The organism is Actinomadura rupiterrae (genome assembly GCF_024172125.1).
In the GTDB taxonomy this organism is placed as follows: Bacteria; Actinomycetota; Actinomycetes; order Streptosporangiales; family Streptosporangiaceae; genus Spirillospora; species Spirillospora rupiterrae.
The window spans coordinates 339491-352565 of sequence record NZ_JAMZEA010000007.1 but is presented as its reverse complement, the minus strand read 5'-3'; the positions used below and the strand labels follow the sequence as shown (position 1 = coordinate 352565).

12 protein-coding genes are annotated in these 13075 nt (G+C 71.9%); 3 read left to right on the top strand and 9 right to left on the bottom strand.

Annotation, left to right across the window (positions count from 1 at the left end; translation table 11 throughout):
- Positions 1-430: 430 nt before the first annotated feature.
- Positions 431-1336 carry an LLM class flavin-dependent oxidoreductase gene (locus tag FHU30_RS25990; protein WP_253879211.1) on the bottom strand — a complete coding sequence of 302 codons (906 nt, stop codon included), beginning with the start codon at positions 1334-1336 and terminating at the stop codon, positions 431-433.
- Between the two features lie 29 nt (positions 1337-1365).
- Here FHU30_RS25990 and FHU30_RS25985 point away from each other — a divergent pair, with 29 nt between their 5' ends.
- Positions 1366-1821 carry a MarR family winged helix-turn-helix transcriptional regulator gene (locus FHU30_RS25985; protein WP_253879210.1) on the top strand — a complete coding sequence of 152 codons (456 nt, stop codon included), beginning with the start codon at positions 1366-1368 and terminating at the stop codon, positions 1819-1821.
- Between the two features lie 12 nt (positions 1822-1833).
- Here FHU30_RS25985 and FHU30_RS25980 read toward each other — a convergent pair whose 3' ends face one another.
- Together FHU30_RS25980 and FHU30_RS25975 are read right to left on the bottom strand one after the other, a co-directional pair.
- Complete coding sequence (locus FHU30_RS25980; RefSeq protein WP_253879209.1) at positions 1834-2931, bottom strand: FAD-dependent oxidoreductase; 1098 nt, start codon at positions 2929-2931, stop codon at positions 1834-1836.
- A 95-nt stretch (positions 2932-3026) separates the two neighbouring features.
- Complete coding sequence (locus tag FHU30_RS25975) at positions 3027-4094, bottom strand: C2 family cysteine protease (protein WP_253879208.1); 1068 nt, start codon at positions 4092-4094, stop codon at positions 3027-3029.
- Between the two features lie 249 nt (positions 4095-4343).
- Here FHU30_RS25975 and hutI point away from each other — a divergent pair, with 249 nt between their 5' ends.
- Positions 4344-5507, top strand: coding sequence for an imidazolonepropionase (gene hutI / locus FHU30_RS25970; RefSeq protein WP_253879207.1), 1164 nt, complete (start codon positions 4344-4346; stop codon positions 5505-5507).
- 221 nt (positions 5508-5728) lie between these two features.
- On the opposite strand, the gene FHU30_RS25965 is transcribed toward hutI, so the two are convergent.
- The 4 genes from FHU30_RS25965 to FHU30_RS25945 all read right to left on the bottom strand — a co-directional run bounded on the left by FHU30_RS25965 (position 5729) and on the right by FHU30_RS25945 (position 9463).
- The gene (locus tag FHU30_RS25965; protein WP_253879206.1) at positions 5729-6208 is read right to left on the bottom strand and encodes a cupin domain-containing protein; all 480 of its coding nucleotides are present in this window, start codon (positions 6206-6208) and stop codon (positions 5729-5731) included.
- A gap of 59 nt (positions 6209-6267) precedes the next feature.
- On the bottom strand, positions 6268-6738 hold the full coding sequence (locus tag FHU30_RS25960; protein ID WP_372503953.1) for a flavin reductase family protein: 471 nt from the start codon (positions 6736-6738) through the stop codon (positions 6268-6270).
- A 191-nt stretch (positions 6739-6929) separates the two neighbouring features.
- Positions 6930-8633 carry a signal peptide peptidase SppA gene (gene sppA, locus FHU30_RS25955; RefSeq protein ID WP_253879204.1) on the bottom strand — a complete coding sequence of 568 codons (1704 nt, stop codon included), beginning with the start codon at positions 8631-8633 and terminating at the stop codon, positions 6930-6932.
- 326 nt (positions 8634-8959) lie between these two features.
- The gene (locus tag FHU30_RS25945; protein ID WP_301323634.1) at positions 8960-9463 is read right to left on the bottom strand and encodes a PaaI family thioesterase; all 504 of its coding nucleotides are present in this window, start codon (positions 9461-9463) and stop codon (positions 8960-8962) included.
- Between the two features lie 93 nt (positions 9464-9556).
- Here FHU30_RS25945 and FHU30_RS25940 point away from each other — a divergent pair, with 93 nt between their 5' ends.
- Positions 9557-10417 (top strand): NUDIX domain-containing protein, encoded by an 861-nt coding sequence (locus FHU30_RS25940; protein WP_253879203.1) that lies wholly within the window; start codon positions 9557-9559, stop codon positions 10415-10417.
- 3 nt (positions 10418-10420) lie between these two features.
- Here the strand turns inward: FHU30_RS25940 and FHU30_RS25935 are convergent, their stop codons facing one another.
- Positions 10421-10786 (bottom strand): ACT domain-containing protein, encoded by a 366-nt coding sequence (locus FHU30_RS25935; protein WP_253879202.1) that lies wholly within the window; start codon positions 10784-10786, stop codon positions 10421-10423.
- Positions 10783-13038: a 1,4-alpha-glucan branching protein GlgB gene (glgB, locus tag FHU30_RS25930; protein ID WP_253879201.1), complete on the bottom strand. Its 2256-nt coding sequence runs from the start codon at positions 13036-13038 to the stop codon at positions 10783-10785. Before glgB ends, FHU30_RS25935 begins: the two co-directional genes overlap by 4 nt.
- Positions 13039-13075 lie beyond the last annotated feature (37 nt).

Here is a 13075-nt window from a genome sequence, read left to right as displayed (position 1 = left end):
GCACCGCGACGCCCTGCGGCTGTTCGCCAAGCAGGCGCACGGCGCCGCCACGCGGGACTTGCCGAAGAGCCGCACGGTGTCCGCTGCGCGGCGGTCCCATGCGGACGCACGGTGTTGCCGTCCGGGGTTCGCCAAGCAAGCGCGCGGCCGTGTCGCGCGGAGCCTGCCGGACGGCCGCAGGGGGTCCCTGTCCGGAGTCTGCTGAACGGGTGCACCGCGTCGCCGCGCGGAGCCGCCCAGCAGGCGCGCGACGTCGCCGCGCGGAGCCTGCCGGACGTCACCGCGCGGATGTCGCTGCGCGGCGTTCGCTAAGCGGGCGGCGCGGCGGTGTTGTGCGGAGCCTGCCGGGGAGGCGCATGGTGTCGGTGCGCGGGGTTGGCCAGGCGGGGGCGCGGCGGAGTCCTGCGGGGGGGTTAGCGGGCGGGCGGGGTTAGTTCTTGGTGGGGTGGGCTGCTGCTACGGCTTCGCGGATGGCGGGGGCGACTTCGCGGGCCCAGGCGTCCGGTTGGTCGCCGAAGTAGGTGAAGCCGGTCGCGCCGTGGTCCAGGACGGCGCCGGTCAGCTCCTCCGTCCACTGGGCGGGGGAGCCGCCGAGCCAGCGGCCTTCGGCGTCGCGGGTCGCGGTGAGCGGACGGTCGGTGATCCGGCCCGGCAGGTTGTAGATCGTCCGGATGTCGGACGGGTCGCGCCCGGCGGCCGCGGCGGCCTCGTCGATGATCGGCCGGGACCAGCGGTAGCGCTCGCTCAGCCAGTCCGCGGCGTGGCCGGGGATCCAGCCGTCCGCCTGCCTGCCGGTGACCGCGAGCGAGCGCGGGCCGTTGGAGCCGGTCCAGATCGGCGGGGTCGGCGCGGCGGCCGCATCCAGCCCCTTGACCTGGTAGAACTCGCCGTCGAAGGTGACCGTTCCGCCGCCGCCCGACAGCGCCCGGACGACCTGGAACGCCTCCTCGAACGCGCGCACCGCCTCGCCCGGCGTGAGCCGCGGGACGCCGAGCCGCGCCGCCTCGTCCCACAGGCCGCCCGCGCCGAGGCCGAGGATCACGCGCCCCTCCGACAGTTCGGACAGCGAGGTGATCGTCCGGGCGAGCATCGGCGCCGGGCGCACCGGGAGGCTCGTGACGTTCGCGAAGGCGGCGAGGCGCTCGGTGCGGCCGAGCAGGACCCCGACCGTGGCGTAGGCGTCGAGCCGGTCGGCGTAGTACGGGTGGTCGGAGACGCTCACCATGTCGAGGCCGTCCGCGTCCGCCCGGTCGGCCTGCCGGAGCATCTCGGCGGTGGTCGCGACGGCGGACGAGAGGCCGAGTCCGAAGACAAGTTCGTGGCGCGAATTACGCATCTTTTTCTCCGTGGCTATATCGTGGGGTAATGGGAAAGTCGACGGGTGAGCGGATGGCGGTGGCGACCGCGCTGGTGCGCTCGTCCTTCCTGGTGAACGCCGTGTACGCCGCGTCCGCCCGGGAGTACGGGCTGACGCCGCAGCAGGGCCAGCTGCTCTGCGTCCTGATGATGCGGCCGATCGGTATGGGCGAGCTCGGCGGCATGCTGGGCTTGGCCAAGTCCAGCCTCACCGGGCTGGTCGACCGCACCGCGCGCCGCGGGCTGGTCCGCCGCGAGCCCGACCCGGACGACGCCCGCGCCGTCCGGGTGGCGCTCACCGAGGCCGGCGTCGCGCTCGCCGACGACTTCTACACCGAGACCTGCCGCCGCATCGAGGACCTGCCCGCCGGGTTCACCGCGGCCGAGCGCGCCGACTTGGTCGAGCTGCTCGGCCGCGTCGTCGAGGAGAACGACGTCCCCGAGGTCTTCATGGACGAGCCGTGACGGCCCGCCCGCTCAGGCGGCGGGTTCGGCGGCGGGCTCGGTGTTGAAGAGGTCGGTGAAGCGGCCGATGAACAGGTCGCGGCCCTTGTAGTCGGCGACGGTGTCGGCGGTCAGGACGACGGGGCCGTCCGGGCCGGGGTACTGGCCGACGCCGCCGTCCGGGCCGAGCGGCATCAGCACCGACGGGATGGGGGACGGCGCGTACGTCGCGGACGGCTCCTCGCCCCGCACGCGCGCGGCGACGTTCGCGGCGACGACCTCGGCGTGCTTCATCGCGTACCCGGCCATCTTCGCCTCGTCCAGGTCGGTGACGTCGCCCAGCGCGAACACGTTCGGGAAGCCCTCGACGCTCAGGGTTTCGGTCACCCGGATCCGCCCGGCCGGGGTGCGGGCGGCCGCGAGGTCGGGGCCCAGGTAGGACGTCTGGACGGCGACGCCGTGCGCGCGGAACCAGATGTCGGCGGTGATCCCGTCCACCGTGAAGGTCTTCGCGCGGCCCGGCTCGACCGGCGGCTCGGCGCTCAGCGCGGTGCCGAGGCGCAGCTCGATCCCGCGCTCGTCCAGCTGGCGGTGCAGGTCGGAGCGCATCCCGTCCTCGAAGGCCGGGACGAGCCGGTCCGCGGGATCGACGACCGTCACGTGCTTGTCGGGCCAGACCGCCTTGATCTCGCCCGCCAGCTCCAGCCCGACCGGCCCGGCGCCGGTGATCAGGACCCGCTCGGCGGCGGCAAGTTCCGCGTGCGTGTCTCGCAGCTGGGCGAGCGCCTCGTCCGCTACGTCCGTCCGCGTCTTGGCGGGATACGGATATCCGGAACCCGACGCCAGGACGATGTGGTCGGCGGTGATGCGCTCGCCCGACTCCAGCGTGACGCCGCGCGCGTCCACCGACGCGGCCCGCGCCCGGACGACCCGTCCCCGGGCCAGCAGCCGGTCGTAGGGGAAGAACATGTTCGGCGCCCAGTCCGGCTTGACCAGAGCCCGGAGCGCCGCGGCGGAGTGCACGAAGGCGTCCTTCGGCTCCACCAGGACGACGTCGGCGTGCTCGTCCAGCGCCTTGGCGGCGGCCGAGCCGCCGTAGCCGCCGCCCACGATCACCACGGTTCCGCTCACGATGACCACTCCTCGAATAGCTCAGTTCGTACTACGAACCATATTGGTTCGTAGTACGAACTGGCAACCCGGTGGTCAGCGGCGGAGGGCGGGCGTCACTTCTTCGGCGGCAGCGCCCCGTAGATCCACATGAAGGTCGCGAAGAACGCCTCCCAGGTGAAGTGCAGCGGGAAGGCGGTGGACTCCGGGAGCTTCTCGGCCTCCTTCATCGTGGCCGGGGACTTCCAGCGCTTCTCCGCGCCGCCCGCGCGCGTGGTGTTCGGGTCGGCGACCAGGACGCCGTCCCCGTCGACCGCCAGCACCGCGTAGTTGTGCCGCTTGGCGCGCGCCGCGGTCGTGATCGCGTAGCCGCCCTTGGCCATCTGGAGCATCCGGACCTTCGCCGCGGCGGGCTTGGTCTCCTCGTCGCTCATCCAGTTGACGTGCACGAAGTCGCCGAGGCCGAGCGCGGCCAGCACCGGACGCTCCTCCGCGCCGTCCAGCGCGGCGTAGCCGCCCCACATGGTCGCGAACGCCTTCTCCAGGATGGCCGGCCACAGCGGCACCTGCGAGGACGGTCCGTACGGCGACCCGCTCAGCAGGTACAGCGGGTCGCGGTTGTGCCTGGTCACCGGCAGGAAGTCGGAGATCGTGAGCGCTGTGGCCCGGGCGCTGGAGGCGGGCATCGCCTTCGGCCCGGTGGTGGGCACCAGCGTGACCTCGTAGACGCCCTCGCCGGACGCGATCAGCGATTGGATCAACTCCGGCCCGGCGGCGCACGCGGCGACCGCCTGGAACGCGGACGCGACGCGGCAGTCCCCGACGAGCCCCTGCGTGATGTCCGACGGGTGCGGCGCGCCCTTGAAGACGTCCGAGCGCGGCGCGAAGTAGCCGCCGAGCTGGTCCTGTCCCGGCGTGGCCAGGTCAGGCTCCTTGGCGGACGCCTCGACCAGCCCGGGCAGGTCCTTCTGCGCGATCGTGGCCGTCCAGGACGCCGACGCCCAGTCGCCCTCGGCGCGGGCGATCCGGACCTGCACCCGGCAGTCGGCCGCGTCCCCGAGGACGAACTCGGCGACCTGCACCTCGGAGTCGGCGTCCTGCCGCCGGATGCCGATCGTGTAGGACCCGCTGCGGACGCGGTAGCGGCCTCGCGGAACCGGAGCGCTCGCCTGCTGCTCGGTCATGGCGACCTGCCCTTCGCCCGGGCCGACGACCGGTGCCCGGCCGTCCTGGTTGCCCGGGTCTTCCTGACACTCTGGCACCGAACCGGCACGCCATGGATCGTCCGCGATGACCGCTTTAGGCCCGTCCGGGGCGATGCTCCGGCGTCTCGTTCAGGCCCGTCCGGGGCGATGCGCCGGCGTCTCGGATCCGAGACAGAGGCGGGTGGGGCGCGGGGTTCCCGGAGGGGGCCCGGATGCGATGCTGGTTCCGTGAGCATCGTCATCACCAACATCGGGGAACTGGTCACCAACGAACCCGGCGCGGGGGAGGGGCCGCTCGGGATCGTCCGGGACGCGGCGCTCGTCCTCGACGGCGAGCGGGTCGCCTGGGTCGGCCGCGCGGCGGACGCGCCCGCCGCCGACGAGGCCTACGACGCGGCCGGCAACGCGGTGCTGCCCGGGTTCGTGGACTCGCACGCGCACCTGGTGTTCGCGGGCGAGCGCGCCGAGGAGTTCGCCGCGCGGATGTCCGGCCAGCCGTACAAGGCGGGCGGTATCCGGACGACTGTGGCGAAGACGCGCGCCGCGTCCGACGCGGAGCTGCGCGCGACCGTCCGGCGGCTGGTGGACGAGATGGCCCGGCAGGGCACGACCACGGTCGAGTGCAAGTCCGGCTACGGGCTGACCGTGGAGGACGAGGAGCGGGCCGTCCGGATCGCGGCGGAGATCGCCGACGAGGTCACCTTCCTCGGCGCGCACGTCGTCCCGGCCGAGTACGCCGACGACGCGCAGGGGTACGTCCGGCTCGTCTCGGGGGAGATGCTCGCCGAGTGCGCCCCGCACGCCCGCTGGATCGACGCGTTCTGCGAGCGCGGCGCGTTCGACGCCGACCAGACCCGCGAGGTGCTGGAGGCGGGGATCAAGGCCGGGCTCATGCCGCGCGTGCACGCCAACCAGCTCGGCGAGGGGCCGGGCGTGCGGCTCGCGGTCGAGCTGGGCGCGGCGTCCGCCGACCACTGCACGTTCCTCAGCGACGAGGACGTCTCGGCGCTCGCCGACTCCGAGACCGTCGCGACGCTGCTGCCCGGCGTGGAGTTCTCCACCCGCCAGCCCTACCCGGACGCGCGCCGCCTGATCGACGCCGGGGTCACGGTCGCGCTCGCGAGCGACTGCAACCCCGGCTCCTGCTACAGCTCCAGCATGGCGTTCTGCATCGCGGTCGCCGTCCGGGACATGAAGATGACGCCCGCCGAGGCGGTCTGGGCGGCGACGGCGGGCGGCGCGCGGGCGCTGCGCCGCACCGACGTCGGACGGCTCGGAGTGGGCGCGCGGGCCGACGTCCTCGCCCTGTCGGCCGCGTCCCACATCCACCTGGCCTACCGTCCGGGCGTCCCCCAGGTTGCCGCCGTCTGGAAGCGCGGCCGCCGCATCTGACCCTCCGCCGCCGGGCCGATCAAACCCGTCCGCTCCAGACCCATCTGCTTCGGACCTAGATAGTTCAGAAGCGGAAGGTTCAGGATCTGGATGGTTTGAAGCCGGACGGCCCCGTCCGGTTCGGAACCGTCTGCTTCGGACCTAGATGGTCCAGAGCCAGAAGGTTCGGCCTCGGAAGGTTCAGATCCAGAAGGTTTAGATCGGACCCGGACTCGGACGGCTCAGACCCAGAACGTGTCGTGTTCGAGGAAGAACGCGACGCGCTCCTCGTCGGTCATCTCGCCCAGGTGCGGCGTGCCCTCGAAGTACGCCTCGCGCGGCGCGCCGGGCGAGAAGTGGATCAGCATGGACGCGGGCTCGCCCGACTCGTTGCGGAAGCCGTGCACGCCGCCCTCCGGCACGTGCACCCAGTCCCCTGCGGTGGTGTCGATCCACTTCGCGCCGTCGAAGATCTTGATCGTCCCGGCGAGGGTGTAGAAGGACTCGGAGATCGAGCGGTGGAAGTGCGGCGACGGCCCGCTCGGCGTGCCGCTCATCTCCCACCGGTACAGCCCGAACTTGCCGCCTGTGGACGCCCCGGTCGCCAGGTAGTGGACGCGCGTGCCGCTGTCGTACACGTAGTCCGGATCGGTGGTGCTCGGCCGGTACGTGGCGCTCGCCTCGCCGCCTTCGCCGAGGTACTTGGGCTCTGGATAGGTCATGCGGGATCCCCCGGTGGTGTTCTCGCGATCGGTTCTAGGAGGATCAAACCAGGTGCGGCTCAGGTCAGGTAGCGGCGGTTCACCCTGATCAGGGGGGAGCGGCGGCGGGCCACGTAGTCGGCCGCCAGCACCTCGGCGACGAACAGGGTGTGGTCGCCCGCCTCGATCGTCTGCCGGGTCTCGCATTCGAGCGCCGCGAGCCCGGAGTCGACGATCAGCGCGTCCGACACCGGGCCGCGGTGGTGCGGCTCGGACGCCAGCAGCAGCCGCGCGGACGGGCGCCCCTCGGCGGCGAACCGCCCGGCCAGCGCCCGCTGCTCCGCGCTCAGCACCGTCGCCGCCCAGCGCGGCGTCCGGCGCAGCACCTCGGCCAGGTAGCCGTCCGACACCACGCCGGCGAGCACCATCGGCGGCTCCAGGGACACCGACATGAACGACGTGACCGTCGTGCCGAGGTCGTCCCGCCCGTCCCGCACGGTCAGCACGACCACCCCGGTCGCGAACCCCGCGACCGCCTCCGTGAACTCCACCGCGTCCAATGCCGCTCCGCCCAATGCCGGTCCGCCGGATGCCGGTCCGCCGGATGCCGGTCCGCCGGATGCCGCTCCGCCGGGTGCCGGTCCGCCTGCCGGTCCGCCCGTTGCCGGTCCGCCGGATGCCGGTCCGCCGGGTGCCGCTCCGTCCGCCCCGCCGCCCGGTTCCGTTCCGTCCGGCCCGGGGGTCAGCGGATGGTCCAGGTGCCGGGGAGGGTCAGGGGGCCGGCGGGCGGGAGGCCCAGGCGGGCGGCGGCGCCGCTGAGCGAGCCCCAGCCGTCGAAGCGGGCGGACGCGGCGGTGCGGTCCTCGCTGGACTCGGGCGGACGCAGCCGCTCCAGCGGCGAGGTGTGCGGGAACGTCCGGACCGGGGCGTCCGCGGCCAGACCGGCCTTCTTGCGCGCCAGGTCGATCGCCCGGTCGAGGCCGCCCAGCTCGTCCACCAGGCCGTTGGCCTGCGCGTCCGCGCCGGTCCAGACCCGGCCGCGGGCCAGCTCGTGCATCCGCTCGCGGGTCATCCCGCGGCCCTCAGCGGCCTTGCCGGTGAAGTCGGCGTAGATCTTGTCGAGCGAGGCGTTGATCCGCTCCCACTCGGAGTCGCTGAACTCCTTGGTGGCGCTGAAGATCCGGGCGTGCGCGCCGTCGCCGACCGCGCCGAAGCCGACGCCGAGCCGGTCGAGCAGGCCGTTCACCACGGCCTTGCCGACCACCACGCCGATCGAGCCGGTGATCGTGCCGGGCTGCGCGACGATCGTGTCGGCGGCCATCGCGACGTAGTAGCCGCCGGACGCCGCGACGTCGCCCATCGACACCACCACGTGCTTGCCCGCCTTGCGCGCGAGCACGACCTCGCGCCAGATGGCGTCGGACGCGACCGCCGAGCCGCCGGGGCTGTTCACCCGGAACACGATCGCCTTGACCCGGTCGTCCTTCACCGCGGAGCGGAACGCCGCGCCGACGGTGTCGGAGCCCATCGCGACGCTCTGGCCGGGCAGCGGCCCGCCGCGGCCGCTGCGGCCGAGCCGGATCTGGCCGTGGCCGTTGATCAGCGCGACCACGTCCTGCTTCCCCGGCTGCGGGATCCGCTTGGCCAGCCCGTGCGTCCGGTTGTAGCGCGTGACGAACCGGAGCTGGAAGTCCTTGCCGGCCTTCTCGCGCAGGTGCGCGTAGACCTCGTCGCGGTAGCCGAGCCGGTCGACCAGCCCGGCCTCCAGCGCCTCGTCCGCCAGCAGCGGAGCCTTGTCGACCAGCTCGCGGACCCGCTCCGGGGACAGCTTGCGCGCCTCCGCGATGCCCTGCGTGATCTGCTCCCCGAGGGACGTGACGAGCCGCTTGGACGACTCCTCGTGCTCGGGCGTGTACCCCTTCTCCATGAAGGTGTTCGCCATCGTCTTGTACTCGTAGCGCTTGGCGAACTGCGGCTGGACGCCCGCCTTCTCCAGCGCCCCGGCGAAGAACGGCTCTTCCAGTGCCACCCCTGTCAGCCCGACCTCGCCGATCGGTTGCAGGTAGACCCGGTCGAACGCGGACGCCAGGTAGTACGGGACCGTGCCGCGTCCGCCCTCGCCGAACGTCTCGGCCCAGGCGACGGTGTACTTGCCCGCCTCGCGCAACGCGAGGACCGCGTCCCGGACCTCCTGCACGAGCGCCAGCCCTACACCGCCGGTCACCTTCACGACGAGCGCCTTCACGCGCGCGTCCGAGCGGGCCCGGCGCAGGCCGTCCAGGACGTCCCGCAGGTGCGTCCGCCGCATCGCCAGGAAGGCCGAGAGCGGATCGCCCGGCGGGGTCTCCACGAGCCCGTCGGTGAGGTCCAGCTCCAGCACGAGCGGGCCGGTGCGCCGATCGCGTGCCTGCCTGATGACGCTGAGAACGTTGCCGGGATCCACCATGGCCCCCACCCTATGCGCCGCACCCCGCCCCCAGCCGAACCCCGTGCCCGGGTTCACGATCTGGTGGATGGAGTCCGCGCCCGGAGTCCGCGCCCGGAGTCCGCGGCCGGTGCGGTCGCCCATGCGAGGGCGTGGCCGGGGGAGGGGGCTAGGGGCCTGTTTCGAAGTGGCCTCGGCCACGCGCGCGAACGCGTGACCAGCGCGGTGCCGCGACGCCGGAGGCGAGCGGCACCGCGCTGATCGCGAAGCGATGCCGCGTTCGCCCAGGCACGGTCACGGAGCGAGCCGCTAGGCGAGCGCAGTGGGCCGGGACTTTGAAACACAGCCTAGCGGGCGAAGGTCTGGTTGGGGAGGACGGAGGCGGAGGCTTGGGCGATGGCGCGGCCGTTGGTGTCGGTGATCTCGGCGTTGGCGACCATGCGGGTGCGGCCGGGGTGCACGCAGTTGCCGGTGACGGTGTAGGTCTCTCCGGCGAGGACGGGGCGCAGGTAGTTCACGTTCAGGTTGAGCGTCAGCATCGGCATGAAGTGCTCGCAGGTGGACGCGCCGGCGAGGCAGACGGCGTTGTCGAGGATCATCGCGACGTAGCCGCCGTGCACGATGCCGCCGGGGTTGGTGAGGTGCTCGCCCGGCGTCCAGCGGAGCGCGACCAGGCCCGGCTCGGCGGACGTGATGTCCTGCCCGATGTGGTCGTCCACGGTCGAGACGTGCGGGAACGTTCCGTCGGCGATGGCCTGGATCAGCTCGGCGCCGGACAGCTCGTCCCACATCCGGGCGTGCTCGGCCTGCTCCGCGGTGAGCTGGACGGTCCGGTCGGTCTCGACGCTCAAAGCTGCTCCCCGGGGTGGACGCCAACGAACCGAAGGTTATTCGGACGGCGATGCGCGGGCACTGTGCACTTCGTCACGGCTAGGGTCGCGGACATGGGAGACGGCGACGGCTGGACGCGCTGCGATCAGGGCCATAAGCACTGGGGACGGTTCGGGGCGTCGGGACTGCTGGCCTATCACCGGTCGCTCGACGACGCCGTCCGCGTCCTGTTGCAGAAGCGCGCGTCCTGGGGCCTGGGCGGCGGGACGTGGGGCATGTTCGGCGGCGCCAATCACAGCCACGAGGACCCGATTGCTGGGGCGATCCGCGAAACCGGCGAGGAATGCACCCTCGACACGTCCGTGGTGCGGCTCGTCGGGAGCCGTAAGGAGGACCACGGTTCCTGGGCGTTCACCTCGGTCGTCGGATGGGTTCCGGAGATGGACCACGTCCGGCCCGCGTCGTTCGAGACCCGCCGCGCCGCTTGGGTTCCGGTAGAGGAGGTGGAGGAGCTCAAGCTGTTCGCGCCGTTCGCGGCGACATGGCCGATGCTGCGGGACGCGCTCGTCCGGGTCGTCCTTATCGTGGACGCCGCGAACGTCGTGGGCGCGCGCGCAGAGCACGGCTGGTGGCGCGACCGCGCGGGCGCGAATACCCGCCTCCGGGACGACCTGGCCGTCCTCGCCGGAGGTGTCAGCGACCTCCCGGGCGACCTGGTGCCCTACGACACGGTCTATCCGGATGTGGTCCAGGTCGTGGAGGGGGCGGCCCGGAACGTGACCTCGTCCGAATCGGTGCAGGTCAGCGCGGCGCCCGGCAGCGGCGACGACCACATCGTCGAACTCGTCGCGCATGCCGAGTCCGGCACGAGGACGCTCGTCATCACCGCCGACCGCGAGCTCAAATCCCGGGTGGCCGCGGCCGGCGGAGCCGTCGCCGGCCCCCGCTGGCTCCTGAACCACCTGGCCAAGTGAGGATCACCCCTGGATCCGGTGCCCGGCTTCCTGGAGGACGGCCTTGGCCACATCGAGCTTGTACTCGGGCACGAGAACGAGGTCCGCGTGATACGTGGACGCGACGAACACCGAGATCCGGGCCTCCGCCAAGGGGCTGATGATGGCGGCGAGCATCCCCGGGGTGTCGAGCCCGTGCGCGGTCGCTCCGCCATAGAAGCCCACCCAGCGGTCGGCTTCCACTGAAGGCGGAGCCTCACGCACAACCGTCAGCCCTTCGGGCGCGCGCACGAGGGCGACCCACTCGTCGTCCTCTGGGAACACCGAGTTCGGTAGGTGTTCCAAGACGAACTGGTTCGGGACGACTCCGAGGGTCTGAGCGACGGTCATTCCGTCACTGTATTCGCGTTCGCCTCAGTGGTGGTGGCGTCGCTCTCGGGGATCAGCCACATCACCGCTAGCGGAGGGACGCGCATCTCCGCGGACGCGGGCATCGCATGGAGTTGCTGCTCCTGCGCTTCGACGCGTCCGAGGTTGCCCACGCCGCTGCCGCCGTACTCGTAGGCGTCGGTGTTGAGCAGTTCCAGCCAGCCGCCCGCCTGCGGAAGCCCGACACGGTAGTTCTCATGGACGTCGCCGGAGAAGTTCACGACGCATACCAGCGGCGTCCCGTTCTCCGCGTACCGGACGAACGAGAGGACGTTCCCGGCCGCGTCGTTGGCGTCGATCCACTGGAACCCTTCGGGCGAGGCGTCCTGCGTCCACAGCGCGGGCTGTTCCCGGTAGGCGCGGTTCAGGTCGCGGACGAGCTTCTGCACCCCGATGTGGTTTGCGCCCTCGGCGGCGTTGTCCAGAAGCCACCAGTCCAGGGGGCGGCTCTCGGTCCACTCGGCGCCCTGGCCGAACTCGCCCCCCATGAACAGCAGCTGCTTGCCGGGATGCGACCACATGTAGGCGAGCAGCGTGCGGAGGCCGGCGAACTTCTTCCAGGTGTCGCCGGGCATCTTCTCCAGCAGCGACCCCTTCAGGTGGACGACCTCGTCGTGCGACAGCGGCAGCACGTAGTTCTCCGAGAACGCGTACACCATCGAGAACGTGATCTCGTTGTGGTGGTAGTGCCGGAAGACTGGGTCGTGTTTGAGGTAGTTGAGCGTGTCGTGCATCCAGCCCATGTTCCATTTGAAGCCGAATCCGAGCCCGCCCAGATGCGTGGGGCGTGAGACGCCTGGCCACGCGGTCGATTCCTCGGCGATCGTGACGATTCCGGGGTTGCGCTTGTAGGCCGTCGCGTTCATCTCTTGCAGGAACGAGATGGCTTCGAGGTTCTCGCGTCCGCCGTAGACGTTGGGCGTCCATTCGCCCTCTTCGCGGGAGTAGTCCAGGTACAGCATCGAGGCGACGGCGTCCACGCGGAGGCCGTCCACATGGAACTCCTCCAGCCAGAAGCACGCGTTCGCTACCAGGAAGTTGCGCACCTCGGCCCGGCCGAAGTTGAAGACGTACGTCCCCCAGTCGGGGTGCTCGCCCCTACCGGGATCGGCATGTTCGTAGAGGGCGGTGCCGTCGAAGCGTGCGAGAGCCCAGTCGTCCTTGGGGAAGTGCGCGGGAACCCAGTCGATGAGGACACCGATGCCCGCCTGGTGCAGGCGGTCCACCAGATGCCTGAAATCGTCCGGCGTCCCGAAGCGCGAGGTAGGCGCGTAGTAGGACGTGACCTGATAACCCCAGGACGGCCCATACGGATGTTCCGCGACCGGCAGGAACTCCACGTGCGTGAAGCCCATCTCCCGGACGTACGCGGTGAGCTCGTCCGCGAGTTCCTGGTAGCCGAGGCCCGGACGCCACGAACCCAGATGGACCTCGTACACGCTCATGGGCTCGCTCACCCATTCGCGTCCCTTACGGCGGTCCATCCACTCGCCGTCCGTCCACTCGTAGGACGACGTGAAAACGCGCGACGCCGTAGCGGGAGGTGTCTCGGTGTACTGCGCCATGGGGTCGGCCTTGGTCCGCCACACGGAATCGGCGCCGAGGATCTCGAACTTGTAGGTGTCGCCGTCCCCGACGCCCGGAACGAACAGCTCCCATACGCCCGTCGCGCCGAGCGACCGCATCGGGTGCGCGCGGCCGTCCCAGTGGTTGAAGTCGCCGACGACGCGCACGCCGCGCGCCGTCGGGGCCCACACCGAGAACGCCGTCCCGGTGACCGTGCCGAACGCCGAGTCGTACGTCCGGACCCGCGCGCCGAGTGCCCGCCAGAGCTCCTCATGGCGCCCCTCGCTGATGAGATGCAGGTCCAGCTCCCCGAGAGTGGGGAGGTGCCGGTACGGGTCGTCCTGGACGGTCTCAGGGGCTCCGGGGTAGGTCACCGCGAGCCGGTAGTCGGGCACCGCCTGCGGCGCGCCGTCCCCGCCGGACAGCGGCGCGCCCTCCGGCAGCGTCCCGGTGAACACCCCGGCGTGATGGTGCCGCAGCCGCTTCCGGTCGCCGTTCGGCAGCACCACCTCGACGCGCTCGGCCAGCGGGCGCAGCGCCCGGACTGTCACACCCGACCGTCCGGGATGCGCGCCCAGCACCGAGTGCGGATCGTGGTGGTCGCCTCCGACGAGCCGGTCGATCTCCGCGCGGGTCACTCGTGTCATCGGCGCTCTCCTCCGGGCGATTCGGGGCCGGTTCCGG

Coding starts and splice junctions, on each gene's coding strand:
- FHU30_RS25990 (WP_253879211.1), bottom strand. CDS start 1,336: ATGCGTAATTCGCGCCACGAACTTGTCTTCGGACTCGGCCTCTCGTCC.
- FHU30_RS25985 (WP_253879210.1), top strand. CDS start 1,366: ATGGGAAAGTCGACGGGTGAGCGGATGGCGGTGGCGACCGCGCTGGTG.
- FHU30_RS25975 (WP_253879208.1), bottom strand. CDS start 4,094: ATGACCGAGCAGCAGGCGAGCGCTCCGGTTCCGCGAGGCCGCTACCGC.
- FHU30_RS25965 (WP_253879206.1), bottom strand. CDS start 6,208: ATGACCTATCCAGAGCCCAAGTACCTCGGCGAAGGCGGCGAGGCGAGC.
- sppA (WP_253879204.1), bottom strand. CDS start 8,633: ATGGTGGATCCCGGCAACGTTCTCAGCGTCATCAGGCAGGCACGCGAT.
- FHU30_RS25940 (WP_253879203.1), top strand. CDS start 9,557: ATGGGAGACGGCGACGGCTGGACGCGCTGCGATCAGGGCCATAAGCAC.
- FHU30_RS25935 (WP_253879202.1), bottom strand. CDS start 10,786: ATGACCGTCGCTCAGACCCTCGGAGTCGTCCCGAACCAGTTCGTCTTG.
- glgB (WP_253879201.1), bottom strand. CDS start 13,038: ATGACACGAGTGACCCGCGCGGAGATCGACCGGCTCGTCGGAGGCGAC.